Origin of the sequence: Arthrobacter sp. AG1021 (assembly GCF_003633665.1) — a bacterium.
GTDB classification, from domain to species: domain Bacteria; phylum Actinomycetota; class Actinomycetes; order Actinomycetales; family Micrococcaceae; genus Glutamicibacter; species Glutamicibacter soli.
On the sequence record NZ_RBLB01000006.1, the window covers coordinates 128,384 to 153,727 of the forward strand.

Sequence of the window (25,344 nt, forward strand, 5' to 3'; positions counted from 1 at the left end):
GAGAAGTGAATGTTTCACATAGGACGAAAAATTGGCTTCGCGCCTGTCGCGCAACAATGCGGCAGGCACGAAGCCATCAGGATTAGAGGAGGTCAGTCTCGGGCGGTCAGCGTTACCAGCACGGCTTCCGGCGGGCAGGCGATGCGGATCGGGGCGAAGCGGGAATGCCCCAGGCCGGCCGAGACATTCAACGGCACGCTATTGCCTGCGTGCTCCCAGTAGGTCAGGCCGCGGGCGCGCCAGGTCGGCAGGTCGCAGTTGGACACCAGAGCCCCATAGCCCGGGATGCAGACCTGGCCGCCATGGGTGTGGCCGGCGAAGATGACGTCGGCGTTTGCCGCGGTGAACTGGTCCAAGACCCGCTGGTACGGGGCGTGGGTCAGGGCGATGCGAACATGCGGCGCCTCGTTGCTGGTGGAGGAGCCGCGGGTCCAGCCGGCGAAATGGTCGCGCGCGATGTGCGGGTCGTCCACGCCGGTCAGGTCCAGACGGATGCCCTTCAGCACGGTCGAGTAGGCCTGGTTGGACATGTTGATCCATCCGGCCGCTCCGAAAGCCCGGTGCATCTTCTCGAAGGGCAACGCGTCGCGTTCCGAAGGGTTCGGGGTGCCGGTGTGCCGGATCAGGTAGCGCAGCGGGTTCTTCGGCCGGGGAGCGAAATAGCAGTTGGAGCCTGGAACGAAGGCGCCGGGCACATGCATCAGCGGCTCCAGCGCGTGCAGCAGGTCGGGCACGCCGTCCAGGTGGCTGAGGTTGTCGCCGGTGTTGATGATGTAATCGGGGTTCAGCCTGGCAAGGTTCCGGATCCATCGGGTCTTCAGGTGCTGTCCAGGAATCATGTGGATGTCGGACAGATGCAGGATGCGGATGTCGGCGGAGCCTCGGGGGAGCACCTTCAAGGTCTCGCGGCGGACCCCGAACTTCTGGGTCTCGTACATGCCGTAACCGATGAGGGCTCCGCCTGCAGCCAGCGCTCCGGCGGCCAGCAGGGCCGCGGTGCCGGCAGCATGGCCCAATGCCGATGCAAAGTTTTTCTGTTCCGCCATGACCTGTCCGTCATCGTCCTTTCAATACGGCTTTCCACAAAGCCTTCAATAAGCCAATCTAAACCGAAGGGCCGCGTTCAACCAAAGTTGAACGCGGCCTTCTCAGCTACAAGCTAGTCATCGGATTTTGATTCCTTCTCGGAATCGGACTTGGATTCCTTGGACTCCGACTTGGACTCCTTCTTGGATTCCTTTTCATCCGACTTCGACTCCGAGCTCGATTCCTTCTTGGAATCGGACTTCGAGTCTTCCTTCGAATCAGACTTCGAGTCTTCCGTGGAATCCTCGGCAGGCTCCTTCTTCTTCACAACCGGGGCCTTGCGTGCCGAGCCGAGGGATTCGTGCGGGTAGTCGTAAACGGCTTCCTGCATGAAGTCCAGCCACAGCGGTGCGGCATAGGTCGAGGAGTCAACCATGGATGGTGCACGCTGGTCGTTGATCATGGCGCCGTGCATCAAGTTTTCCTCGCGGTCCTCGCCCTGGCCCTTCAGTCGGCCGACCCACGAAGCGGTGGAAATGCCGCTGGTGTAGCCGACGAACCAGGTGGAGGTCGCGCCGTTGTTCGTACCGGTCTTGCCGGCGATCGGGACGTCGATGCTTCCCTTGGCCACACGGGTCTTGGCGATCCGCGAAAGGGTGCCGTTCAGGTCGCTGACGTGCTGCTCCTCAACGGCTTGGCTGCAGGTGGTCTTCTTGACCTTGTACGAGTTGCCGTCGCGGTCGGTGACCGAGGTCAGTGCACGCGGTTCGCAGAACTCGCCCTTGTTGGCGAATGCCGCGAAGGCTGCGGCCTGGCTCAGCGGGGTGATCTTCTCGGAACCGATGATGAACGACGGGTTGGACGGGGTGAAGTCGGCCGGGGTGCCGTTCTCGCCCGCGTCCTGGGCTTTCACACCCAGCGCGTTGATGTAGTCGGTGATGTTGCACAGGTCGAGCTTGGCAGCTTCCTGCACGGTCGCGGAGTTGATCGACCAGTACAGGCCGTAGTCGACCTTCATCGAGCGGTAGAAGCCACGCGAAGCGTTCTTAGGTTCCCACGGGGCGCCGACGGTGGTGGTTCCTCCGGGAAGGCAGGATGCCTTGAACTTGTAACCAACAGGGAAAGTCTGCTTGCGGGCATTGATCGTGTCCCACATGTTGTGGCCTTCCTTGAGCCACGCGAGCGTGGTGTAAGGCTTCATGGTGGAACCGCCCTGGAAGCCGCCGGCGCCGCCGAGCGAACGTTCCACGGCGAAGTTGATCACGGTGTTTCCCAAGCCGCCGGATGGGTCGTACGTGGTGTTCTGCGCCATGGTCAGGATGTTGCCGGTTCCCGGCTCAACCGAAACGATCGAGGAGAAAACGTCCTTGTTCGACTTGGCCTTCGGATCGATGGCCTTGCGTGCGTCCTTGGCAGCCTTCTTGTTCAGCTTGCTGTTCAGCGTGGTCTTGATGGTCAAACCGCCGCGGTACAGCAGGTTTTCGCGGTCCTGCTTGGTCTCGCCGTAGGCGTCGTCGGTGAGGATCAAGTTGGTGACGTAGTCGCAGAAGTAGGCGTTGTCAGCCGCGGCGATGCAGCCCGAAGGGGAGCGGCTCGGATCCAGCTCCAGATCGCTCTTGACGGCCTTGTCGTATTCGGCCTTGGTGATCGCGCCGGCGCGCAGCATATTGCCCAGCACCTTGTTGCGGCGATCCAGCGAACGCTCCGGATTGTTGATCGGGTTGTAGACGTTGGGCAGCTGCACCATGCCGGCGAGCATTGCCGACTGCTGGAGGTTCAGGTCCTTGGCGTCAACGGAGTAGAAGTACTGTGCGGCAGCCTGCACCCCATACTCGCGGCCCGAGAACAGCACCAGATTCAGGTAGCCCTCGAGGATCTCGTCCTTGGACATTTCCTTCTCGATGGACACGGCGTACTTCAGCTCGCGGATCTTGTCCGCGTAGTCCTTCTGGCCGCTGATGGTGCTTTCCTCGGAACCTGTCAGTTCCTGGTTGTTCACCAGCAGGTTGTTCACGTACTGCTGGGTCAGGGTCGAAGCACCCGAGCGCGAGGAACCCGTGAGGTTGCCGACCACTGCACGGGCGATGCCCTGCGGGTCGATGCCCTTGTGCTCGTAGAAACGTTCGTCCTCCACCGAGACGATTGCCTTGCGCATGAAGGGCGAAATGTCATCAAGTTTCACCGGCTGGCGGTTCTGCTCGTAGAACTTCGCGATTTCCTTGCCCTCGGCATCCACGATCGTCGAAGGCTCCGAAATCGGGAGTGCCTCGAACGAGCTCGGAAGCGCGCTCACAATGTTGTTACCGGTGGTCAAGCCGGATTTTGCGATAGCTGCCACGGGCACAATCATGCCGGCGGCGAGCACACCACACAGAGCACTGATTCCGAAGAATGCGACGATTTTGCCCAGAGTGGTAGCTGTATCAAAAAAGGGTGACTTCTTAGCTGCCATACCCACTAGTTTACAAGGACACGCTAACGTATCGAGTATGACTAAATGGGAATACGCCACATTACCTCTGCTGATCCACGCGACGAAGCAGATTCTCGACCAGTGGGGAGACGACGGATGGGAACTGGTAACCGTTGTTCCAGGCCCTAACGGCACCTCTCCGGTGGCTTACCTCAAGCGCCCGAAGCAGTAATAACCAAACCTCGAAAAAAGGAGTAAAACCCCATGCAAGAAGCCACTTCCTCGCGTGTCGAAGCTCGCCTGTCCGAGCTTGGACTCACCCTTCCCGCCGTCGCCAAGCCGGTCGCCGCCTACCTGCCTGCCGTCACCACCGGCAACTACGTTTACACCTCAGGCCAGTTGCCGCTGATTAATGGTGAACTCTCAGCCGTGGGAAAGGTCGGCGCAGAGGTCTCCGCCGAGACTGCCAAGGGCATGGCCCAGACTGCGGCGTTGAACGCGTTGGCGGCCATCAAGGCCGAAATCGGTGATCTGGATCGCATCAAACGCATCGTGAAGGTTGTCGGCTTCGTGGCCTCGGCACCTGAGTTCACCGGCCAGCCGGGCGTCATCAACGGTGCCTCCGAGTTCTTCGGCGAGGTGCTCGGCGACGCAGGCCTGCATGCCCGTTCGGCTGTCGGCGTGGCAGTCCTGCCGCTGGATGCTCCGGTTGAGGTTGAGGTCATCGCGGAATTTGAGTAGTCCACGACGCGATTCCGTAGCGCGGTCCCGGCGGGCATTCCCGTCGGGACCGCGCCACGGCGTGGTGCGACGGCTCTTCGACGTGCCGCCGCATGAAGTCTCCGCGGCGGAAAACTGGTTCGCCTTCGGCACGCGCACCCCGCGCGCCGCCCGCAAGGCCTCCTCGGTGAGCCTGGTGCGCGACACCTCCCAGGGTGTGGAGACCTATCTGACCTACCGGCCCGGGGGATCCCCCCTGGGCAACGTGGCATTCCCCGGAGGCAGCCACGAAGCCAGCGACAGGGCCACCTACAAGTGGTTCGGCCCGAGCTTGTCGCAGTGGTCCAAGCGCATGGACGTGCTGGACCAGCAACTGGTGCAGGCGCATATCGTCTGCGCCATTCGAGAACTTTTCGAGGAAACCGGCATCCTGTTGGCCGGCACCGACGAGCAGTCGGTGGTGGAAATGAGTGATCCCGAGGAATGGATGACCGCCCGGGAAACGATTGCGGGTCAGGACTTGGGCTTCGATGAATTCCTCAAACGCCGCGGGTTGGGGCTGCGCACCGACCTGCTGCGCCCGGTGGCCCATTGGCTCAGCCCGAACTTCGCATTCAGGCGCTTCGACACCTGGTACTTCGCCGCGACCGTCCCGCTGCGGCAGGAGCCGACGCTGCTGCGCGGCAAGGGCAAATGGGGGCGCTGGTGCGTTGCCAGCCAGGTAGTGGCCAAACGCAACAGCAGCACGCTAGGGGACATGGTCGGCCAGCCGAACACCGTCGGCATGAGCCTGTCGCAGATCACCTACCCGGCGGTGGAAATCATGCTCGAACGAATGACCGATGCCAATGGCGTGGTGGCCTACCTGTCCCGGGTGCGCTCCTTCGACCTGCAGCATCCTGATCTTCTGGTGCGCGACGGCACCTACTATCTTGAGGTCATCGGAACGCAGAAGGCCGACTCGGCCAGCTCGTGGCAGGCCACGGCCGGCCACTGAGCCGGCGGCTGTGAGCCGGTGCGAAAACAGCGAGGGCCGAATACCTGTGACAGGTATTCGGCCCTCGCTGTTTTCGCTGGTGCGGCTTAGCGCGAACGCTGGCGCAGACGCTGGATATCCAGAATCACGACGGCGCGTGCTTCCAGACGCAGCCATCCGCGCTGCACGAACTCGGCCAGGGCCTTGTTCACGGTTTCGCGCGAGGCGCCGACAAGCTGTGCCAGCTCTTCCTGGGTCAGCTCGTGAGCGACCAGGATGCCGTCGGTGGCCGGGCGACCGAAGCGGTCAGCCAGATCCAACAGGGCCTTGGCCACACGGCCAGGAACGTCGGAGAACACCAGGTCGGCAAGGGACTCGTTGGTGCGACGCAGACGGGCAGCCAGAGCCTGCAGCAGCTGGATCGAAACCTCAGGAGAGTTCAGGATCGCCTTGCGCATGTTCTCGTGGCTCAGACCGGCCAGTCGGGTTTCCGACACAGCGGTCGCCGTTGCGTTGCGCGGGTGTGGATCGAAAAGAGCCATTTCGCCGAACAGCTCGCCTGGGCCGAGAACGGCAATCAGGTTTTCGCGTCCGTCCGACGAAGTGCGGCCAAGCTTAATCTTGCCCGAGACGATGAAGTAGAGGCGGTCGCCCTGATCGCCTTCACGGAACACCGATGCACCACGGGACAGATCGACCTCGGTCAGTTCTTCGGTTAGCGTGGCGAATACTTCATCACCGAGCGACGCGAAAAGTGGCGCACGACGCAGTACCTCGATATCCATTAAATCTCCTGTCAACAGTAGTAGGCGCTTACTTCATTGTGCCGTATTCGGTAACAATGTGACAGTTTCCACACGTGGTTTACCCAAGAAAATGTTGAAAATCACGCAGTTTCGAACAAAACTCGCGAATATGCTCGCAGAAATCCATCAGCTTCTAAGGGTACCTTGGATTAATACCGTTTAGATGAATGAAGTGGAGTCTCGGTGCTCGAAGTTTTCGGCTGGCTGGACGCGGTCATTTGCGTTGTTCTGCTGACCTTTTTCATTATCGGGCTCCGCCGCGGCTTCCTCCTGACGGTCGGGGACATGCTCGGACTGGTCGTCGGCGGCGTGGCAGCCTTCTTCGCCATTCCGCTGGTTTCGACGCTGGCCAGCAACCCGTGGTGGAGGGTGGGCCTGATGGTCGCCACCGCCGCGGTGCTGATCATCATGGGGCAGGCCCTGGGCCGTTTCATCGCCACCAAGATCCGCCATTGGATGAACGTCGATTTCCTGCGTGCCGCGGACCGGCTGGCCGGTGGCGCGCTCTCGATCCTGATTACCGCCACCATCATCGGCGCACTGGCCTTCTCCGCCTCCAGCATGGGTATTCCGCGTCTGTCCGCCGAAATCGCCAAGTCCAAGATGATCGAAACGATCCGCGGCCTGACCCCGGACTTCGTCACCTCCGCCATTTCCACTGCCCGTTCCGCAGTGATGGCCCAGACAATTCCCGCGCTGATCGAGCCCTTCGCCCCGCCGGTCGCGCCGGTCGAGGACACCGATTGGAAGCCCAACGACCTGCAGCTGGCCTCGGCGAAGTCCGTGGCCAAGATCTCGGGCACCGCGGTTGAATGCGGCGTGAACCTGACCGGGTCCGGCTTCGTCATCGACGACGACCTGGTGATGACCAACGCCCACGTGGTCGCCGGCTTGAGCGCCGCCACCGTGGAAACCGGCAAGGGCCAGCTGAACCGCGGCAAGGTGGTGTACTTCGACCCGGAGGCGGATATCGCGCTGCTTTACGTGGAGGGGCTTGCCGCCGAGCCGATCGACCTGGCCACCGAGGACATGGTCCGCGGGAATTCCGCGGCATTCGTCGGGTATCCCGCCGGCGGCCCGCAGCAGGTGCGCGGCGCCGTGGTCGCTTCCAAGGCCACCGTGTCCATCGCGAACATCTATGGCGAAGACCACTCGCAGCTGTCGGTCTACCAGCTCACCGCCGAGGTGGCCCAGGGCAACTCCGGCGGCCCGCTGCTGGATGAGTCCGGCGACGCCGTGGGGCTGATCTTCGCCAAGTCGCGCAGCGACGACGAGGTGGGCTTCGCCCTGAGCCTGGCGGAAATGCGCGAGGCGCTGAACGCCGGCGGGCATAAGACCACCTCGATCAAGACCGGCGCCTGCATCAGCGACTAGCGCCCGTGGCGGCAACCGCCCACGGGCCCTGCCGCGCTACTTGCCCAGCAGGTGGGCCATCTGCTCCACGGCCAGGCGGTAGCCGTTGACCCCGGCGCCGATGATGATGGAGCTGGCCACGGGGGAGATGTACGAGTGGTGGCGGAACGCCTCTCGCTTGTGCACGTTCGAGATATGCACCTCGATGGCAGGCAGTTCCACGCCGCTGATGGCATCAGCCAGCGCAATCGAGGTATGGGTGAAGGCCCCTGGGTTGATCACGATTCCCGCAGCGGTGGTGCGCGCCTCGTGTATGGCGTCCAGCAGCACGCCCTCGTGGTTTGACTGCACCGCGGTGAGCTCGAAGCCCAGGGACTGCGCCGTGCTGCGGGCCAGGGCCTCGACATCGGCCAGCGTCTCGCGGCCGTAGATCTCGGGTTCGCGGGTGCCCAGCAGATTCAGATTGGGTCCGTTGAGCAGCAGGATGGTGCGTGAGGCGTTTTCAGTCATGAAGTCAATCTAGTACAGCCACGCACTCCGTCGACGTTCCATGACGAACTAATCCCTAGGCGAAGAACCCGTCGCCTCCCTGCCGTCACCTGGCCGTTCGGAATACCGGAACCTGTTTCCACTGGGTATATTCGATGGAGGAAAACAGGGAATCACCGGGAGGTTCGTGTGAACAGGAACGCCAAGCGCATTGTCGGCAACATTTCGGTCGGCGCGTTCCTGGCCGGGGTTGTCGCGATTCTGGCGGTGAACCACGTCGACCCTGACTTCCTGACAAATGATGCGGAGCTCACCGCCGAAGCCAACGCCGGCACCCCGATCGTCCAGGGCCCCATCGTGCCCCTGGAACTCCCCACCGCCAAGGCCACCACTCCGGCGCAGGTCGAGAACGCACGCCAGATCGCTCTGGACATGGGGCGCTCGGAAGCGACCTGGGACAAGAACTGCGTCGCCTGGAATCCCGCCGAGTCCGGGGGAGCGCGGCAGCAGTGGGCCAATCGGGTGGCCGCGTCGTGGCTGGAGTCCGCGGGGGCAGGGTGCCCCGATGCCATGACCTGGCCGTATTACTATGTTGAATCATTCGACTCGACCGCGCCCGGGCAGCTGCGCATCACCATGGAGCAGGCAGTAGCCTCCGACCCGCAGATCTTCACCGACGCACCCGGAGACCTCGAATTCATCGCCGAGGAAGTCATCGACGCGACGCACCAGAAGTTCACTGACCTGGAGACGGTCCACGTGGTGGTCGAGGGCCACAGTTCCACGTCCTCGGTCGGTGTCGCTGGACGCCTAGAGTCCGCGCGCTAGAGCCTGCTGACGCCGGGCACGACACAGGCCGCCGCCCGGATGAGCTCCTCCTACTGGGAAGCACGACCGGACGGCGGCCTGGTGCGCCGCGTGGCGGCTACTTCTTCATCGACTGCGCGATCTGTGACATGACGGTGTTGTCTGCCAGCGTGGTGGCGTCGCCGACCTCGCGGCCCTCGGCCACGTCCTTGAGCAGGCGGCGCATGATCTTGCCCGAGCGGGTCTTCGGCAGCTCGGGGACCACCAGCACGTGCTTCGGCTTGGCGATCGGCCCGATGTCCTTGCCTACGTGGTTGCGCAGGGTCGCCACGACATCCTCGCCCTCGGCCGGTTCGGCCTGCAGGATCACGAACGCGACAACTGCCTCGCCGGTGGTCTCGTCCTTCGCACCGACCACGGCGGCCTCGGCCACGTACGGGTGGGCGACCAGGGAGGACTCGATCTCGGTGGTGGACAGGCGGTGCCCCGAGACGTTCATGACGTCGTCCACGCGGCCCAGCAGCCAGATATCCCCATCGTCGTCCTTCTTCGCGCCGTCGCCGGCGAAGTACATGTTCTCGAAGCGGGACCAGTAGGTGTCCTTGTAGCGGTCCATGTCGCCCCAGATGCCGCGCAGCATCGCAGGCCACGGGTCGCGGATGACCAGGAAGCCGCCCTCGCCGTCGGCGACCGAGTTGCCGGCCTCGTCGACCACGTCGATGCTGATGCCCGGCACGGCGACCTGGGCAGAGCCCGGCTTGGTCTTGGTGACGCCCGGCAATGGCGCGATCATGTGGGCGCCGGTTTCGGTCTGCCACCAGGTGTCGACGATCGGGGTCGGGTTGTCCTTCTTCTCGCCGTTGGCGCCGTTGTTGGAGCCGATGACCTCGCGGTACCACATCCAGGCTTCCGGGTTGATCGGTTCGCCCACCGAGCCGAGCACACGCAGGGAGGACAGGTCGTAGCCGTCCGGGATCTGCCGTCCCCACTTCATGAAGGTGCGGATGGCGGTCGGGGCGGTGTACAGGATGCTCACGCCGTACTTCTGCACGATCTCCCACCAGCGGCCCTGGTGCGGGGTGTCCGGGGTGCCTTCGTAGATGACCTGGGTGCCGCCGTTGACCAGCGGCGCGTAGGTGACGTAGGAGTGGCCGGTGACCCAGCCGATGTCAGCGGTGCACCAGTAGACGTCCGACTCCGGATGCAGGTCGAAGGTGTCGCGGTGGGTGACGGCGGTCTGGGTGAGGAAGCCGCCGGTGGTGTGCACGATGCCCTTGGGCTTGCCGGTGGTGCCGGAGGTGTACAGCACGAACAGCGGGTGCTCGGAATCGTGGCCCACGGCGGTGTGCTCGGTGCTGGCAGAATCCACCACATCGTGCCACCACGAATCCAGCGAGCCGAACTCGGTGGGCTCGCCGTTGCGCTTGACGACCACAACGTTCTGCACGGTGTGGCCAGGGGCGGACAGCGCCTCGTCGACCGCCGGCTTCAGCGGGCTCGGCTTGCCGCGGCGCCAGGTGCCGTCGGCGGTGACCACGAGCTTGGCGTCCGCGTCGTCGATGCGGCTGCGCAGCGCGTCGGCGGAGAAGCCGCCGAAGACCACCGAGTGGATGGCACCGATGCGGGCGCAGGCCAGCATGGTGATGACCGCTTCCGGGATCATCGGCAGGTAGACGGCCACGCGGTCGCCCTTTTCGATGCCCAGGGACTCGAAGGCGTTCGCGGCCTTCTTAACCTCGTCGGTCAGCTGCGCGTAGGTGTAGGTGCGGGTGTCGCCCGGCTCGCCCTCGAAGTAGATGGCCACGCGGTCGCCTAGGCCGTTCTCGACGTGGCGGTCCAGCGCGTTGTAGGCCGCGTTGACCTTGCCGCCGACAAACCACTTGGCGACCGGCGCTTCGGACCAGTCCAGGGTTTCGGTGAAGTCCGTGTCCCAGGTGAGGACCTGCCGCGCCTGGTCGGCCCAGTAGCCCAACCGGTCGGCCGCCGCGGCGTCATAGCGGGCCTGGGTGGCAACGGCGTTGTCGCTGAATTCCTTGCTCGGTGCGAATGACCGGGTTTCGTTCGACAGGTTATCCAAGGTCTTGGACTCGCTCACGGTAGGTTGGTCCTTCCAGTTAGACACGTTTAACTCTGTGATCAAAGTTACACGCTCCGGGGCCCTTGTGTGTGGTTTGTGTCACGGATTGGCGCGGGAGTGGGTGAATTCTGCGCCAAGCGGTCGAAGCGCGCGCTGAACTGCATGCCAGCCGTTGCGCGAATGCGCCGCAGAACCGGGAATGGATTAGTGAAAACCGCTGCGGTCCGTGGCAGTATCTAAGCGTGGCTGTGAATGTGAAAATTGAAACGGAGCTGGGGCTCAAGCGCCGGGCACGCAAGATGAACCGTCTGCTGGCAGAGGCCTACCCCTATGCGGTGCCGGAACTGGATTTCGAGAATCCCTTCGAACTGCTCGTCGCGACGGTGCTCTCCGCGCAGACTACCGATGTCCGCGTCAACGCGATCACCCCCGCGTTGTTCGCCCGCTTCCCGGACGCCCACGCCATGAGCCAGGCCGACCGCGGCGAACTGGAGGAACTGATCCGGGCCACCGGCTTCTTCCGCGCCAAAACCGAATCGCTGCTCGGGCTCTCAGCCGCCCTGGTCGAGCGCTTCGACGGCGAGGTCCCGCCCAAGCTCGACGAGCTGGTCAAGCTGCCGGGCGTGGGGCGCAAGACCGCCAATGTGGTGCTGGGCAATGCCTTCGGCGTTCCGGGCATTACCGTGGACACGCACTTCGGACGCCTGGCCAACCGCTTCGGGTGGACCGATGAGACCGACCCGGTGAAGGTCGAGCACGCCGTCGGCAAGCTGTTCGAGAAGCGCGACTGGACCATGCTCAGCCACCGTGTGGTGTTCCACGGCCGCCGGGTCTGCCACTCCCGCAAACCCGCGTGCGGAGCCTGCGTGCTGGCCAAGCTGTGCCCTTCCTACGGCATCGGCGAGGAAATACCGGCCAAGGCAAAAGCGTTGCTTAAGTACGAACTCGCTCCGGGGCGTGAAGAGCTGCTGGACAAGATGCTCGCCGGAGCCACCCGCCGTGAACTGCGGGCCGAGGGATTTGGATTGGACGCATGAGCGCACTGAAGGACTTGAAGCAGGTTGTCGCCGAGCATTCGCACACGGTGGGTGCGACGCAAAAACTCCCGGAGTCCTGGGCATTCAAGCAGCTTGACGCCAACAGCGTGCGCCGCGCCGCGATCCTGATGCTCTTCGGCTCGGCCGACGGCCGGGGACTGACCCAGAACGCGGATCCCGCCGACTTGGACCTCCTGTTCGTCGAGCGCGCCGAGACCCTGCGCTCCCATGCCGGGCAGATTTCATTCCCCGGCGGCGGGATCGATCCCGAGGACGCCTCGGAAACCGACGCCGCGCTGCGCGAAGCCTGGGAGGAAACCGGCGTGCAGACCTCGGGCATCGAGGTGCTGGGTCAGCTGGCAGCGACCGAGCTGCCGGTCTCCAACTTCATCGTCACCCCGGTGCTTGGGTGGTGGCACACCGAATCCGCGGTGTTCCCCGTCGATCCCGGCGAGAGCGCGGGAGTCTTCCGCGCACCCGTCGCCCACCTGCTGGACCCGCGCAACCGGGTGCTGGGCGTGGTGCAGCGCGGAGGGCGCAAGTTCAGTGCTCCCGCCTTCGAATACGAGGGCCGGGTGATCTGGGGCTTCACCGCGATGGTGGCGGACAAGCTGTTCAACGAGCTGGGCTGGACCAGGCCGTGGTCGCCCAAGCGCGAAATCCGCATGCTCTAGGCAGGCCTGCCAAACCTGCTTCCTGCTATTTCGCCTCGGCGTAGTTCTGCGTGATCGCCACGCTGACCGGGAAGCTCACCGACTGCTCCCCGAACAGCGTGCGCCCGGCGAGCGCCGCCGCATGCCTGATGATCTCGGCCAGCTGCGGAGCCAGCCCGGTGGGGCATTCGAAGACGATTTCGTCGTGGACGAAGAAGACCTGGCGGCACTCTTGGCTCCAGCCGGCCTGGTGGATCAGATGGCGGGCGTGGCCCATCCAGATCAAGGCCCATTCGGCGGCGGTCGACTGCACCACGAAATTGCGGGTGAACCGGCCGCGGGAACGGGCCGCCAAGTCGGCGGCGCGCTGGGAGGCTTCGTCGCGGGTGCCGCGCTGCGCCTGCATCCAGCGTTCATCCGCCGGCGGGCACCCGCGGCCCAGGTAGCTGCTCACCCCGTCGCCGCGTTCGCCGGCGCGGGCTGCCGAATCGACGAAATCCATGGCTGCGGGGAAGTTCTTCTTCAACGCGGCCCCCACGGCCTGCGCGCCCCCGGAAGTGCCGCCGTAGATGACCGACAGCATGCCCAGCTTGGCTTCGTTGCGGTCCTTGACCAACCCTGCGTCGATGAGCCACTGGTAGAGGTCGTCCTGCAGACCCGCCTGCTGGAGATTGAGGTCCCGGGACATGGCGGCGAGGATCCGCGGTTCCAGTTGGCGCCCGTCTGCCACCACGAAGGTCCGGCCTTCCGGGGTCCGCACGACCTGGCGGATGGAATGCGGCAGCTGCAGCGCCCCGCCACCCGAGGCTGCCCAACGTCCGGAGGCGACGGTGCCCAGGACATAGTGGGGATGGAATCGTCCGTGGGCGACCCACGCGTCCAGCCAGGCATCCCCGTGGGTGCTGGCAAGCCGCGACAGCTTCTTGTATTCGAGCACCTGGGTGATGGCGGGGTGCGTGATCTGCTCCAGTTCCCAGGCCCTGACCGACTGCACCGCGAATCCCGCCCGGTGCAGGGCGCGCAGCAGCTCCTGCGGGGAGTCGGGGTTCAGCCCCGGGGACTGCAGGTTCTGACCCAGCTGCTGGGCCAGGGCGGCGAGCTTCGGCGGGCGCACGGAGTCCGGGACGCGCTCGCCGAGCATCCGGCGCAGCAGTTGCCGGTGCCCGTGCTCGTCCCAGGACAGCCCCGCGCTCTCCATCTCCGCGGCGATCAGCGCACCCACGGATTCGGCATGGATCAGCAGCTGCAGCCGCTTGAAGGCCGCGGGGTCCGAGGGCATGGCCTGCAGCTGGGCGGCGAACATGTTCACCAGTTCCTGCAGTGACTCCCCGCTGACCGGGGCGGAGAACAACGCGCCTTGGTCTCCCGTGTCCCGGGACGAGGGCGGGTTCTCCAGATCAATATCCGGAAGCCGCACCGCGGCCAGCGGGCTGCGGTGCAGGAGGCGCTGGGCCAGCGAGAGCACATGCGCCTTGGCGAGGTGGACATCTACGGAGGTCAGCAGCTCCAGCCACGGGGAGGTGCGCAGCATCACCCAGCGCGGGGAGCGCGACTGCTCGATCTCGCCGACGACCTGGCAGAGCTCTTCCCGTGAGGCAGTCCGGGCCGGGGTGAGCGGTTCGCCGCTGGCGGCATCGCGTAGCTGCAGCAGGGCGAATCCCTCGGGATCCGCTGCGAGAAAGGCCAGAACGCCAGATTGTCCACGGGGCATGCTTCCATTGTGCCGTGGCCAGGGGCGATATCCCCAGTTCGCGGGCGCCGGGAACCGACCGGAACCGGGGGATGGCAACTTCGACCCATGAACTGGTTACCCTTTCGCCCGCACAACCCCGGGCCCGGAGTCGATTCTCGGTTCGTCCCGCTGTCCTTGGACTCCGCGCTCCGGGAGGCGCCGCCGCTCCGCGTCCAGCCCCGGGAAGTCCAACGGGCCGAGCCCGGGGGACCTTCCTGCGTGCTGGTGAGCGACGACGAAAACCTGGTGGCGCAGTGCGCGTTGATTTCCCTGGGCGCCGCGGTCCGGATTTCCCGGTGTTCCAGCTCCTCGCCGATGATCCATGACGCCGAGGGGCCGGTGCTGTGGGGCGCGGATGCGCTAGGCGAGGCCTTGGCCGGCTCCGCCCGGTGCGATGTGCTGGTGGGGCACGACGAGCAAGCGCAGACCCTGTGGGAAGCGGCCAGCCGGCTGCCCCTGTCGAGGGTTGCGATCCTTCCCGGCGCGAGCCAATGGCTGGGCGAGTACCTGGGGCTGTGGTACATGAGATCGGGGCATGGGCATACCGTGGCCTTGGGCTCACGGGCCGGAGGGGTGGGCACCAGCACCCTTGCGGTGTTGCTCGCCCACGCCGGAACGCTGAGCGGTCTGCACAGCCTCGTGGTGGACCTGGATCCCCACTCCTGCGGGTTGTGGCCGCGGATTTGCGCCAGGCCTCCCACCGGCATCGGATGGGACGAATTGGCGGGCTCGGGCGGGGCGCTGGCCTCGCACCAGTTGGTCGAGACGCTTCCGACGGTGCGGGGGACTGCGGTGCTCACCTGGTCTGGAACTCCACCTCGTGCAGCGGTGGACGGAGCATTGACAGCCAGGCTGTTGACGGCTGCGCGGCAGGGATTCGACCTGCTGGTACTGGATACCGGGCGAACACCGCATCCGGGGTCGGAGGCGATAGGCCATTTCACCGACCGGCAGATCACGGTGTGCGATGCCTCGAGCATTCCGCCGCGCGGGGACTACGTGCTGCGCGCGGATCACGGAATGCCGACGGCGGCAATGGAGAGCCGCTCCCTGCTGGGCAAGCTGTCCCATACGCCCTCGATAGAACGGGCCGTTGACCGCGGCGACCTGCTCGATGCCCTGAGATCTCGAAGGCTCAGGCAGCAGCTGGCGGACCTGCGCCTGCTCCCGGTGGCAGAGGACGCGGGATCGCGGGGCGCACCATGAGCCCCGGGCGTCATTCGCCATCAGCGCAGAAATTCGCCGGCACGCACGAACTGGATTCGCGCATCCTGCAATCGGTCCGGGACCGCGCCCTGGCCAGCGGAGGAGAACTCGACGCCATCTCCCTGGCGAGCGCCGTCCACGAGTCGGGAGCCGCCCTCGGCTCGCGCGGCGCGACCGAATCGCTGAAGGCCTTGCAGGACGAAGTCGCCGGTCTGTCGATCCTTGAGCGTTTCGCCCAGGGACCCGGGATCACGGATGTGCTTGTGGACGGCCAAGGCCAGGTGTGGACCGATTCGCCCCGCGGACTGGAACTCACGGGGTTCCGCTTTTCTTCACCTGAACAGGTGCGCTCGCTGGCCGTGCATCTGGCGACCCTGGCGGGACGGCGATTGGACGCTTCCAGCCCTTTCACGGACATGAGCGTCAAGAACTACCGGGTGCACGCGGTGCTCCCGCCCATTGCCACCGAAGGACCGCTGATTTCCATCCGCGTGAAAACCGAACAGCTGCTCTCCCTGGAGACCGTCCTCGCCCAAGCACCGGAATTCTGGCACACGGTGCTGCGCGAAGTGATGGGACGCCAGTTGAATTTCCTGGTGACCGGCGGCACCGGCAGCGGTAAAACGACGCTGCTCCAGGCCATGCTGGCACAGGCCAGCGGCAAGCAACGACTGGTGATCATCGAGGACTCCCATGAGCTCAACGTCGACCACCGCCACGTGGTGAGCCTGCAGACACGCACCGCGAACGTTGAATCCGCAGGCCAGATAGAGCTCAAGGATCTGGTCGCCCAGGCACTGCGCATGAGACCCGACCGGCTGGTCGTAGGCGAGTGCCGCGGGGCGGAGATCCGGGATTTCCTGGCGGCCATGAACACCGGCCACCAGGGAGCAGCCGGCACCCTGCACGCCAATAACCCAGAATCCGTCCCGGCCCGTCTGGCCGCATTGGGCGCCCTGGCCGGGTGGGGCCTGCAAGCCACCTCGCTGCAGGCAGCCAGCGCCTTGGACCTGATCATCCACATGCGTCGGCAGCCCTCCGGGGTGCGCTCGCCGGTGGCGTTGGGAAGCCTGTCCACCGATTCGAACGACCGCTTGGACGTGCGCATGCTGATCGACACGGGAACACCGAACTGCCCGGATGCCGGTAGCCTGAGACTGCTGCACGAGAAACTCGGTGCGCAGGCCTCTGCCGAGGTCGCCCAGTGGCATGCCAACCGTGCACGGCAGGGGGAGTGATGACTGCGGTACTCCTATTGCTGTTCGCCGGGTGGTGGCTGTGGCACCCTGAGCGGCAGTTGTCCGGCCGGACAAGGCAAATCAGCATCCTGGGCAGCGGAAAATTTCCTGCCCCACGAGCCGGCGCACAGCAGGAGGCACTGGCCCTGGACGCCCAGATCATCCGCGAGCTGGCCGCCCTGATGCGCAGCGGCTTGATGTTCCCGCAGGCCATCGAAGCCCTATTGCAGGTACGTACCGAACAAAGCCCGGTACTGGCCGCCATGCGCCGGCTGAAAGCCCAGGCCACGTTCCGTGGCGAGCAGGCCGAAGCAATGGAGCACACCGGGGAACACGAGGACGGAGGGCCGGTCCAAAGGCTCTCCTGGTGCCTGGATCTTTCATCGCAGACCGGCGCCCCGCTGGCCGGGGTGCTGGACCAGTTGGCCGAGGACCTGGAAGCGGAATTGCTCGCCCGGCAGTCGTTCGACGCCGCCATGGCAGGTCCCAGGGCGACCACACGGTTGTTGACCTGGTTGCCGGTGGCGGGGCTCGGTGCGGGGTTCGTCCTCGGCATCGACGTCGGAACCACCTTGCTGACCTCATGGCCCGCGCAGCTGAGCCTCGCCGTGGGAGCAGGGCTGTGGGCGCTGAACAGGATCTGGTGCCGGCGGCTGCTCGCGGCAACAACTGCGCAGGCCCTGCAATGACTGCGATGGCGTTGCTCTGCCTGGTGTCCGCAGTACTGCTGTGGAATCCCCGCAGGCCTGCGGGGGCCCGCGAACGGGGGGTCAATCCGCCGGCCGCCCGGGTCCGGGACAAGTCTTCGGCTCAAGGAAGTGAACCCATTGACCTGGTCTTGGACCTCGGGGCCAGTCTCATGGATTCCGGGCTGCCCATGACCACGCTGCTTGAATCGATGGGGCGTTGCATTCCGCAGTGCTCGGCATTGCGGACCGTGGCCCGATGCCTGGAGATGAACATGGAGTGGGACAAAGCCTGGGAACCCGCCCCGGCGTGGCTCGCCCCGCTGCAACGGTCCCTGGGCTTTGCCCAGGCTACCGGAGCGCCGGCGTCCGCGCTGCTGAGGAATACCGCCCAGCTGCAACGCCGGCAACGCGTCCAGCACGTCGCCCGCTGCGGTGCGCAGTTCGCCACCAAACTGGTGCTGCCGCTGGGAGCCTGCGCCCTTCCCGCCTTCATCGCCCTGGGCGTGGTGCCGCTGATCATCGCGTTGTTCCCGCACTTCGGCTGACCCCGGCGGGTTATGCCCACCTTGCAGCCAATCCCAACCGCGGTAGCGGAAGCAGTGCGAGCCTGAAAACACCATCGCCTCCCCACCCGGGAAGGAAACGATGCCACCCGAGCGAAAGGAACGGACATGACTACCACCCTGAACAGGCTGCGCGAACGGCTCGACGAGGAACAAGGCTCTACCACCGCGGAATTCGCCATGGTCACCCTCGCGGCCGTGGCCTTCGCCGGCCTGCTGATCAGCATCCTGTCCAGCGGCGACGTGCGGGGCATGCTGATGGGCCTCATCAGCAAGGCCTTGAGCCTGTAACCATGGACCGCATGGATGACCGCGGCAGCAGCACGGCGGAATTCGCCGTGCTGCTGCCGGCCATCGCGCTCATGCTGTCGCTGCTGCTGTGCCTCGGGGTCCTGGGGATGCGGCAGATCCAGGTCCAGCAGGCGGCCGGGGCGATGGCCAGGGAGCTGGCCCGTGGCGAGGACACCGGCGCGGCCCGGGCGCGGGGCATTCAGTTGGCCGGGACCTCGGCCCGTTACACGGTCGGCAACGGGGGAGGATACGCCACGGTCACGGTGGCCAAATCGGTAGACCTGCCGGTGGTGGGAGCGGTCGAGGTCCGAGGCACCGCACGCGTGGCGAACGAAAAATGAGCTGCGCGGAATTCAGCTCGCAACGGGGGAGCAGCACCGTCGCGGCCACGGCACTGGTGATCGCCGCACTGCTGCTCGCCGCGGGCATTCTCGCCTGGTCCGCGGTGACCCGAGCGGCGATGCAGGCCGCTTCAGCGGCGGACCTCGCCGCCTTGGCTGCAGCGGATACGGCCCGGGGACTGCGCGCCGGGGATCCGTGCGCCGCCGCCGGGCTGCTGGCCTCGGCCAACGAGGCACGGCTGGAATCCTGCGTCATCGAGGCGGACGGAACCACAGTCCGCGTGCAGGTTTCGGTGGCGATCACGTTTTCCGCGCTGGGAATCGAGTTCCCGGCGGCCTCCGCCCAGGCCCGGGCGGGCGCTCCGCCGCTGACCCAGCACTAGCTGAACCAGTTAGAAATGGTGCCGCGGCTGGACATCCTCCAGCACGGCGCTGAGCAGCAGCACCGCCCCGGCCTTGTCCAGCGGATTGTTCCGATTGCCGCATTTGGGAGACTGCACGCAGCTGGGGCAGCCGCTTCGGCACTCGCACGCTTCGATGGCATCCCGGGTGGCCCGCACCCAGGTGGAGAACTTCTCGAAGCCGCGCTCGGCGAATCCGGCCCCTCCCGGCTGCGCGTCATACACGAAAATCGTTGGATGGCCGGTGTCCATGTGCAGCGCGGTGGACACCCCGCCGATATCCCAGCGGTCGCTGGTGGCCACCAGCGGCAGCAACCCGATCATCGCATGCTCGGCCGCGTGCAGCGCGCCGGGGAACTGGTCCACGGTCAGCCCCGCGCGCAGCAGCCGCTGCTCGGTCAAGGTGAACCAGACGGACTTGGTGTGCAGGTCCCGCGCTTCGAGGTCCAGCGGCTCCTCGGAGAGTACCTCGTTGGAGGCGATGGACTTGCGCTGGTACGAGACCACCTGGGTGGTCACGATGACATCGCCGAAGTAGATCTCCAGCTCGCGGTGCGTGCTGGTGCGCTCCTGGGCCTCGATGGCCACCGTGGTCAGGTCGCGGGCGGTGGTGTAGTAGTCGGGGTTCACCCGTGTCACGATCACCACGTGGTTCTGCTCGTCCAGTTCTTCCACGTGGTAGCTGGCGCCCTGGTGCACGTAGATGGCGCCCGGGTGGGCCTGGTAGTGGCTCTGCGGCGAGTCCATGGTCCCCAGCAGCGCGCCGGTCTCGGCATCGATGATGTCCACCGGCCCGCCCCCATCGGCCCGGATGGAGAACATCCCGGCCGCATGCTGGGGATGGGTCCAGAACCATCCGGCAGGCCGCCGCCGCAGATACCCGCGCTGCACCAGGGACTCAAGCAGCGCCTCGGTGTGCGGGCCGAAGATCTCCAGCTCCTCGGGGCGCAGCGGATTCTCCTGGGCTGCCGCGCACAGATGCCCGCTGAGGACATACTTGTTCTGCGGGTCGAAGACGGTAGCTTCCACGCCGAGGTCGAAGATCGCCTCCGGGTGGCTGACCAGGTAGGTGTCCAGCGGGTCCTCGGCGGCCACGAACAGCGCCAAGGCGTCCTGGCCGGAGCGCCCCGCCCGGCCGATCTGCTGGAAGAAGGATGCGCGGGTTCCGGGCCAGCCGGCGACCACCACGGCATCCAGCCCCGAGATATCGATTCCCAATTCCAGCGCTGAGGTGGAGGTGACGCCGAGCAGCTCGCCGGAACGCAGCTTGCGTTCAACCTCGCGCCGCTCTCCTGGCAGATAGCCCGACCGGTAGGCGGCCAGCCTGACGGACAGCTCGGGCGCGAAATTCTCCAAATGCTTGCGCGTGAGGGTGGCGATGGTCTCAGCCCCTCGCCGGGATTTGATGAAGACGATGGTTCGCACGTGGTCCGCCATCAGGTCGGTGAGAATCGACGCGCTCTCGGCGATGGCGGTGCGGCGCAGCGGGGCGCCGTTTTCCCCGGTGCGCTCGGACAGGGGCGGTTCCCACAGCCCGATCACCAGTTCGCCGGAGGCCGAGAAATCGCGCGTCACCGCCGACACCTCGGCTCCGATGAGCCGGCCGAAGGATTCCTCGGGATCGGAGCTGGTGGCCGAGGCACCGATGAACACCGGATGATTGCCGTAGTGCGCGCAGATCCGGCGCAGCCGCCGCATCAGGTTCGCCACATGGGCTCCGAAGACCCCGCGGTAGGAGTGGGCCTCGTCGATGACCACGTACTTCAGCCGCTTGAAGAAACGGGACCAGGCCGGATGGTTCGGCAGGATGCCGCGGTGCAGCATGTCGGGGTTGGTGAAAACGAAGTTCCCGTGCTGCCGCACCCAGGCGCGCGTGCCCTGGTCGGTGTCGCCGTCATAGGCTGCCGCTCGGACTCCGGGGACCTTGAGCGCTTCAACGGACGAGAGCTGGTCGGCGGCCAGGGCCTTGGTAGGGCAGATATACAGCACGGAGGCTTGTGCGCTGGCGTCGTTGGCGGCGGTGTCCTTGGTGCGGAAAAGCGCATCGATGGACGGCATGAGGTAGGCCAGGGATTTGCCCGAAGCGGTTCCGGTGGAGATGATCGTGTGCTTCCCTGCATGGATCAGGTCCGCGGCCTGCACCTGGTGCAGCCATGGTTCATTGATGCCCAGCCCTTGGAACGTCGTTTTGACTTCCTCGGCCAGCCAGCCTGGCCACGGTGCGGTGATCTGGTCCTTGGCCGGGACGCTGCGCCGGTGCATCACGGCTTCCGGATCGTTGCTCCGATCGTAGGGATCAAGCAGGGCGCGCACAGACTTCACGAAACACAGCCTTTCGACGCCGTAACGGTGGGATGCGCCGCGGTGGAGTCCGCGGTGTTAAAAGACTAGCGCCGTCGCAGCCGGGAACGGCTGCAACGGCGAGAGCAAAGAATTGTACTTTAGGCTTTGAAGTTGACGACCTTTCCCAGGGAAGTCCATCCCAGGGAGGCGTAGAGCTTCTGGCCGTCCACCGAAGCGATCAGCAGGCCCTCGTCCACGTCGTGCTCCTGGGCCAGCGAGGCCAGTGCACGCATCACCAGGGTGCCAAGACCCTTGCGTCGGAAGTCCGGTCCGGTGATGATGCGGTCGAAAATGGCGTAGCCTTCGACTGCGGAAACGTGGCCGGACGCGGCGACGATTTCCTGGTTGTCCTCGGGGTGCAGGGAGACGTATGCATGGGTGCCGTCGCGCTCGATCTGGAATATGAAGCCTTCGGCAGGCAGCGGGACCTCGACGTCGTGCACTGCCAGCTCCGTGACCATCAATACTTCATCGTCGGCGGCGACCTGCAGGCCAACCTCGGACGCGGTGGCCAGCAGCTGCTCGACGGAATCGTCGAATGCGGTCAAACGGCGGTTCGGGTGCTTCTTCAGGGTTTCGGCGACAGCGGCGAGCTCTTCCTTCGAAGGGCCGTAGATCACGTATTCCCAGTCTTCGGTGGTGTCGTGACGCAACGCTGCATGGACGCGTCCCTCATTACGGGTCTCGTAACCGCGGGCTCCCGCCCAGCCGGCGACCCAGGTGCCAATCAGTTCATCGCTTGCGTTTGATGCCATGTCTTGACCCTACCTTGTCTTTCCTAGGAATTAGCTGACATTGCGCCAATCGTTGCCTAGTTGAAACGAAAGAATCCTCCCGGCCCCCGGAATAGCGCGCCGGAGAATGTGATTTTGCTCGTTCACCCGGCGTTTCATGCCGTTCAACCACTAAACTTGGGGTGTGGCCATTGAACGCATTGTCTTGTATTACGCATTTACTCCGCTCCCCGATCCGGAGGCTGTCCGCCTGTGGCAGCGCTCGCTGCTGGAACGCTGGGGACTGCGCGGACGCATCATCATCTCCAAGGACGGTATTAACGGAACCGTCGGCGGCGAACTTTCAGCCGTCAAGAAGTACGTGAAAGCGACCCGCGAATTGCCTGCCTTCAAGAAGATGGACATCAAGTGGTCCGAGGGCTCCGCGGCGGACTTCCCGCGCATCTCGGTGAAGGTCCGCGACGAGATCGTCACCTTCGGAGCCCCGGGCGAACTCGAGGTCGACGAGAACGGGGTCGTGGGCGGCGGAACGCACCTGCGTCCCGAGGAGCTGCACGAATTGGTGGAGGCCAAGGAGCAGTCGGGTTCCAAGGTGCACTTCTTCGACGGCCGCAACGCCTTCGAAGCCCAGATCGGCAAGTTCAAGGACGCCATCGTCCCCGACGTGGACACCACCCGGGACTTCGTCGCGGAACTGGATTCGGGCAAGTACGACCACCTGAAGGACCAGCCGGTGGTCACCTACTGCACCGGCGGCATCCGCTGCGAGGTGCTCTCCGCACTCATGGTCAAGCGCGGCTTCCAAGAGGTCTACCAGATGCAGGGCGGCATCGTCCGCTACGGCGAGAAGTACGGCGACGCAGGTCTCTGGGAAGGTTCGCTGTATGTCTTCGACAAGCGCATGCACACCGAGTTCACCGAGGATGCGGTGACCATCGGCGAATGCGTGGGCTGCCAGGGTCCGACGAATAAGTTCGAGAACTGCTCGAATCCTTCCTGCCGGAACCTGCGCTTGTTCTGCGAGGACTGCGCTCAGGACGAGAAGCTGCGCACCTGCCCGGACTGCAGCATGGCAGCCGTCTAGGACCCATCGTATTAAATGGCGGCAGGCCACCGGAAAACCGGTGGCCTGCCGCCCTTTTTTCGTGCCCGGAAGGGGACAGGCTTCTTTGAAGCTAGCCCGCGTGGACGCTGGTTTCCGGCCACAGTCCGATCGAGGCGTCCTTGACGTCGGTTTCCTCGGTTTCTTGCTTGTAGACCTTCAAGCCGCGGGCCTCGTAGTTCGGCAGCGCGGCCGGACCGTCCAGCGAGCAGGTGTGCAGCCAGACGCGGCTGACCGGAGGCAGCCCGGCGGTGCGCGAATCCACGGCCCAAGCCTGGCGCAGCACCTCGGTCAGCAGCAGGCCGCCCAAGCCCTGTCCAATGGCCTGCGGGAAGAGCCCGAAATAGAAGACCTCGACTTCGCTGCGTCCGTCGACCACTTCGGTCACCAGCTCCACGTAGCCTTGCGGCGCGCCGCGGCGGTACAGCACCCAGGTTTCCGAACCGTCCTGGCGCAGGACGGCGTCCCATTCTTCACGGGTCGAATTCAGCCGGTCGGCCCAGTTCAGGTCGCTGCCCACGCTGCGGTAGAGAAACTTTGAATACTCGGGCGAGATGTCCTGCACCAGCTCGATGCGCACATCTTGGGGCGCGGGACGTGAGGAAGGCTTGATTTCCTCGGGGGCGAGCAATTGCAGGTAGGTAATGGTGACGTTGGTCATGACCTATATTTTAGGCAAGCCGGGCGGGGAAATGCTCTTCGGATCCTCTGTGTGCACTCGGTAGACTGGTTGGCGTGAATGCCGCCGAATTTTCAGCCCTTGAAGACGCCCCGCAGAGTTCAGATCTGCAGCTGCTCGAACGACTCGCCGAAGACCTGACCGCTATCGGGTTCAGCTACGACGAGGTTTCGCAGATGCTGGGCGAAGAAGCCTCCGCAGCGCTGGCCCGCGACCAGATCCTGCCGGCCCTGCGCGTGATCGAGCGCGACGCCGCCGACACGGAACTGGCCTGCGCCTTCCGGATCTTCCAGCTGGGCCGGACCGAGGAGGCCGCGGCGCTGAACAAGGCGTTCCCGAGCCTGAAGGTCGACGGGCTGCTGAAGCTCGGCCTGATCGAGCCGTGGGCCTCGGGGTACCGGGCCACCGTTGCGCTGACCTTGCATTCCTCGGACGCCGATGGCGAGCTGTGGGTTGCCCACGACCTCGGTGCGCACCAGCGCCCCGGGGTGCTGCGCACCGACCACGTGCTGGGCATCGGGCAGGCCTCGCTGACCCTGGCCCAGATCACCCTGCGCGAAAAGGTCGACCGCGCGCTGGATCTGGGGACCGGCTGCGGCATCCAGCTCTTCCACCTGCTGGGCCACGCCAACCACGTCACCGCCACCGATCTGTCGGCCAGGGCGCTGGCATTCACCCGGTTCAACCTGCTGCTGAACCACAAGGTGCTGAAGCTGGATCCGCGCAATCTCCAGGACCGTGTCAGCCTGCTGCGCGGAAGCCTCTTCGAGCCGGTCGCCGGTCAGAAGTTCGACTTGATCGCCTCCAACCCGCCGTTCGTGATCACCCCGCGCCGCGCCACCGAGCGTGAAAAGGACCGCTTCACCTACCGTGACGGCGGCATGTCAGGGGACCGTCTGGTCAGCACGCTGATCGCCCAGGCGGGGGACTACCTGAACCCGGGCGCATCGATGCAGATGCTCTCGAACTGGGAGATTCATCGTCTGGATGACGATTCGAATGAGCCATGGGACCGCCGGGTCAAGAGCTGGTTCCCCGAGGACCTTGACGTGTGGGTCATCGAGCGCGAGCAGACCACCCCGAGCGTCTACGCCGAAACCTGGCTGCGCGACGCCTCGCAGACCGAGGACAGCTCCTCGTACGCCGCCGCCTACAACGCCTACCTGGATGATTTCGAATCACGCGGGGTCGGGGCCATCGGCTTCGGGCTGGTGTATTTCCGCAAGGCCGCTACCGGCGCGGCAACCCTCCGCCGCTTCGAGCAGATCACCCATCCCATCGAGCAGCCGGTGGCCGGGACGTTGCAGCGCGACATCGCGATGGCCGACGAACTGGCCGCGGCCGGCGAGGCTTTCCGCGACTGGCACCTGCTCGTGGCCGATGACGTCACCGAAGAACGCCACCAGCGTCCGGGGGCCGAGCATCCCGGAGTGATCCTGCTGCGCCAGGGTGCGGGGCTGCGCCGCACCGAGCTGCTGGACACTGCGCAGGCGGGTTTCGCCTCGGCCTGCGACGGCGATTTGTCGGTCGCGCAGCTGGTCAATGCCCTTGATTCGTTGATCGGGGAAGGGGAGGAAGACTTCACCGAACGGCTTTATGAAGCGGTGTCACGACTATTGCGACATGGCTTGCTTCGAAAAATGTGAAACAAGCGCTAAAGTTTTTCGG

General features: G+C 65.2%; 25 protein-coding genes. 16 read left to right on the forward strand and 9 right to left on the reverse strand.

Annotated elements, in window-relative coordinates; translation table 11 throughout:
- Positions 1–92: 92 nt before the first annotated feature.
- A complete protein-coding gene (locus tag DFO58_RS00750; protein WP_047119850.1) occupies positions 93–1,046 on the reverse strand; it encodes a metallophosphoesterase in 954 nt (317 codons plus the stop codon).
- 113 nt (positions 1,047–1,159) lie between these two features.
- On the reverse strand, positions 1,160–3,364 hold the full coding sequence (locus DFO58_RS00755; RefSeq protein WP_231735913.1) for a transglycosylase domain-containing protein: 2,205 nt from the start codon (positions 3,362–3,364) through the stop codon (positions 1,160–1,162).
- Positions 3,365–3,515: 151 nt separating this feature from the next.
- On the opposite strand from DFO58_RS00755, the gene DFO58_RS00760 reads away from it, so the two are divergent.
- The 3 genes from DFO58_RS00760 (at position 3,516) to DFO58_RS00770 (ending at position 5,156) form a co-directional block, all read left to right on the forward strand.
- Positions 3,516–3,671, forward strand: a complete 156-nt coding sequence (locus tag DFO58_RS00760; RefSeq protein WP_113607488.1) for a hypothetical protein — start codon at positions 3,516–3,518, stop codon at positions 3,669–3,671.
- 32 nt (positions 3,672–3,703) lie between these two features.
- Positions 3,704–4,180, forward strand: a complete 477-nt coding sequence (locus DFO58_RS00765; protein WP_053798610.1) for a RidA family protein — start codon at positions 3,704–3,706, stop codon at positions 4,178–4,180.
- An 82-nt stretch (positions 4,181–4,262) separates the two neighbouring features.
- Complete coding sequence (locus tag DFO58_RS00770) at positions 4,263–5,156, forward strand: NUDIX hydrolase (RefSeq protein WP_244910888.1); 894 nt, start codon at positions 4,263–4,265, stop codon at positions 5,154–5,156.
- An 86-nt stretch (positions 5,157–5,242) separates the two neighbouring features.
- Here DFO58_RS00770 and DFO58_RS00775 read toward each other — a convergent pair whose 3' ends face one another.
- Complete coding sequence (locus DFO58_RS00775; protein ID WP_047119846.1) at positions 5,243–5,920, reverse strand: Crp/Fnr family transcriptional regulator; 678 nt, start codon at positions 5,918–5,920, stop codon at positions 5,243–5,245.
- Positions 5,921–6,124: 204 nt separating this feature from the next.
- On the opposite strand from DFO58_RS00775, the gene DFO58_RS00780 reads away from it, so the two are divergent.
- A complete protein-coding gene (locus DFO58_RS00780) occupies positions 6,125–7,315 on the forward strand; it encodes a MarP family serine protease (RefSeq protein ID WP_120989089.1) in 1,191 nt (396 codons plus the stop codon).
- Positions 7,316–7,351: 36 nt separating this feature from the next.
- Here DFO58_RS00780 and aroQ read toward each other — a convergent pair whose 3' ends face one another.
- On the reverse strand, positions 7,352–7,804 hold the full coding sequence (gene aroQ, locus DFO58_RS00785) for a type II 3-dehydroquinate dehydratase (RefSeq protein ID WP_047119844.1): 453 nt from the start codon (positions 7,802–7,804) through the stop codon (positions 7,352–7,354).
- A gap of 168 nt (positions 7,805–7,972) precedes the next feature.
- On the opposite strand from aroQ, the gene DFO58_RS00790 reads away from it, so the two are divergent.
- Positions 7,973–8,611 (forward strand): hypothetical protein, encoded by a 639-nt coding sequence (locus DFO58_RS00790; RefSeq protein WP_113607485.1) that lies wholly within the window; start codon positions 7,973–7,975, stop codon positions 8,609–8,611.
- A 97-nt stretch (positions 8,612–8,708) separates the two neighbouring features.
- Here DFO58_RS00790 and acs read toward each other — a convergent pair whose 3' ends face one another.
- Positions 8,709–10,685: an acetate--CoA ligase gene (gene acs, locus DFO58_RS00795; protein ID WP_120989090.1), complete on the reverse strand. Its 1,977-nt coding sequence runs from the start codon at positions 10,683–10,685 to the stop codon at positions 8,709–8,711.
- Positions 10,686–10,921: 236 nt separating this feature from the next.
- Here acs and nth point away from each other — a divergent pair, with 236 nt between their 5' ends.
- Positions 10,922–11,704: an endonuclease III gene (gene nth, locus DFO58_RS00800; RefSeq protein WP_286163394.1), complete on the forward strand. Its 783-nt coding sequence runs from the start codon at positions 10,922–10,924 to the stop codon at positions 11,702–11,704.
- Complete coding sequence (locus tag DFO58_RS00805; protein ID WP_120989091.1) at positions 11,701–12,378, forward strand: CoA pyrophosphatase; 678 nt, start codon at positions 11,701–11,703, stop codon at positions 12,376–12,378. The genes nth and DFO58_RS00805 overlap by 4 nt, the downstream gene beginning before the upstream one ends.
- A gap of 25 nt (positions 12,379–12,403) precedes the next feature.
- Here DFO58_RS00805 and DFO58_RS00810 read toward each other — a convergent pair whose 3' ends face one another.
- Entirely contained in the window at positions 12,404–14,068 is a 1,665-nt protein-coding gene (locus tag DFO58_RS00810) for a bifunctional 3'-5' exonuclease/DNA polymerase (protein WP_120989092.1), read from the reverse strand.
- Between the two features lie 246 nt (positions 14,069–14,314).
- Here DFO58_RS00810 and DFO58_RS00815 point away from each other — a divergent pair, with 246 nt between their 5' ends.
- The 7 genes from DFO58_RS00815 to DFO58_RS00845 all read left to right on the forward strand — a co-directional run bounded on the left by DFO58_RS00815 (position 14,315) and on the right by DFO58_RS00845 (position 18,800).
- Positions 14,315–15,295 (forward strand): hypothetical protein, encoded by a 981-nt coding sequence (locus tag DFO58_RS00815; protein WP_147407165.1) that lies wholly within the window; start codon positions 14,315–14,317, stop codon positions 15,293–15,295.
- Positions 15,292–16,533, forward strand: coding sequence for a TadA family conjugal transfer-associated ATPase (locus DFO58_RS00820; protein ID WP_120989094.1), 1,242 nt, complete (start codon positions 15,292–15,294; stop codon positions 16,531–16,533). Before DFO58_RS00815 ends, DFO58_RS00820 begins: the two co-directional genes overlap by 4 nt.
- Positions 16,533–17,222 (forward strand): type II secretion system F family protein, encoded by a 690-nt coding sequence (locus tag DFO58_RS00825; RefSeq protein WP_120989095.1) that lies wholly within the window; start codon positions 16,533–16,535, stop codon positions 17,220–17,222. The genes DFO58_RS00820 and DFO58_RS00825 overlap by 1 nt, the downstream gene beginning before the upstream one ends.
- Positions 17,223–17,410: 188 nt before the next feature.
- A complete protein-coding gene (locus DFO58_RS00830; RefSeq protein ID WP_120989096.1) occupies positions 17,411–17,767 on the forward strand; it encodes a hypothetical protein in 357 nt (118 codons plus the stop codon).
- Between the two features lie 126 nt (positions 17,768–17,893).
- Positions 17,894–18,076: a DUF4244 domain-containing protein gene (locus DFO58_RS00835; protein WP_047119835.1), complete on the forward strand. Its 183-nt coding sequence runs from the start codon at positions 17,894–17,896 to the stop codon at positions 18,074–18,076.
- Between the two features lie 2 nt (positions 18,077–18,078).
- Positions 18,079–18,417, forward strand: coding sequence for a TadE family type IV pilus minor pilin (locus DFO58_RS00840; RefSeq protein WP_053798600.1), 339 nt, complete (start codon positions 18,079–18,081; stop codon positions 18,415–18,417).
- Positions 18,414–18,800, forward strand: a complete 387-nt coding sequence (locus DFO58_RS00845) for an Rv3654c family TadE-like protein (RefSeq protein WP_120989097.1) — start codon at positions 18,414–18,416, stop codon at positions 18,798–18,800. The genes DFO58_RS00840 and DFO58_RS00845 overlap by 4 nt, the downstream gene beginning before the upstream one ends.
- 9 nt (positions 18,801–18,809) lie before the next feature.
- On the opposite strand, the gene DFO58_RS00850 is transcribed toward DFO58_RS00845, so the two are convergent.
- The gene (locus DFO58_RS00850; RefSeq protein ID WP_120989493.1) at positions 18,810–21,080 is read right to left on the reverse strand and encodes a DEAD/DEAH box helicase; all 2,271 of its coding nucleotides are present in this window, start codon (positions 21,078–21,080) and stop codon (positions 18,810–18,812) included.
- 179 nt (positions 21,081–21,259) lie between these two features.
- Positions 21,260–21,916, reverse strand: coding sequence for a GNAT family N-acetyltransferase (locus tag DFO58_RS00855; RefSeq protein ID WP_047119831.1), 657 nt, complete (start codon positions 21,914–21,916; stop codon positions 21,260–21,262).
- Positions 21,917–22,079: 163 nt separating this feature from the next.
- Here DFO58_RS00855 and DFO58_RS00860 point away from each other — a divergent pair, with 163 nt between their 5' ends.
- Entirely contained in the window at positions 22,080–22,979 is a 900-nt protein-coding gene (locus DFO58_RS00860; RefSeq protein ID WP_047119830.1) for a rhodanese-related sulfurtransferase, read from the forward strand.
- Positions 22,980–23,070: 91 nt separating this feature from the next.
- Here DFO58_RS00860 and DFO58_RS00865 read toward each other — a convergent pair whose 3' ends face one another.
- Positions 23,071–23,658, reverse strand: coding sequence for a GNAT family N-acetyltransferase (locus tag DFO58_RS00865; RefSeq protein WP_120989098.1), 588 nt, complete (start codon positions 23,656–23,658; stop codon positions 23,071–23,073).
- A gap of 74 nt (positions 23,659–23,732) precedes the next feature.
- Between DFO58_RS00865 and DFO58_RS00870 the strand changes: the two genes are divergently transcribed.
- Positions 23,733–25,322: a methyltransferase gene (locus DFO58_RS00870; RefSeq protein WP_053798596.1), complete on the forward strand. Its 1,590-nt coding sequence runs from the start codon at positions 23,733–23,735 to the stop codon at positions 25,320–25,322.
- The last annotated feature ends 22 nt before the right edge of the window (positions 25,323–25,344 follow it).